Genomic DNA, 367 nt, shown 5'->3' with positions numbered 1-367 from the left:
TCGACGCCGGCAGGCGCGAACCGCAAGATGATTAGCATGTGGGGCGGCTACCTGCTCGGCTTCGGGCCGCGCACGGCGGACGCCATCCACGATCTTGCAGTCTCGCTCTATGGCAACCAGGTCACGGACTGAGCGGCGATGGCCGAACAATCTGTTGCTTGCGCCGCGGGCAGGGCAGCCGATGGCGACCGCTCGGCGCGGGCAAGGGCCGTCATCCTGCTCTTGTGCCTTGCGCTGGCACTATCGGGGTTCCTTTCGCTGACGGCGGGCGCTTCCGATGCGTCGGCCGTCCGCGTCATCCGCGACTGGTTCACCGGCGCTATGCCATCGGATGGCGCGCTTGCTGCGCGCGACCGGCTGATCGTCT

At 67.8% G+C, this 367-nt stretch carries 2 pseudogenes; both read left to right on the top strand.

Going from position 1 to position 367, the window contains the following annotated elements:
- Positions 1-132, top strand: a pseudogene (locus EN852_RS42820) (hemin ABC transporter substrate-binding protein); the annotation flags it as partial.
- A 6-nt stretch (positions 133-138) separates the two neighbouring features.
- Positions 139-367: pseudogene (locus EN852_RS36365) on the top strand (iron ABC transporter); the annotation flags it as partial.

Source organism: Mesorhizobium sp. M2E.F.Ca.ET.209.01.1.1 (genome assembly GCF_004010375.2).
In the GTDB taxonomy this organism is placed as follows: domain Bacteria; phylum Pseudomonadota; class Alphaproteobacteria; order Rhizobiales; family Rhizobiaceae; genus Mesorhizobium.
The sequence above is the reverse complement of the archived record's forward strand: the minus strand, read 5'-3'. Positions and strand labels throughout refer to the sequence as shown.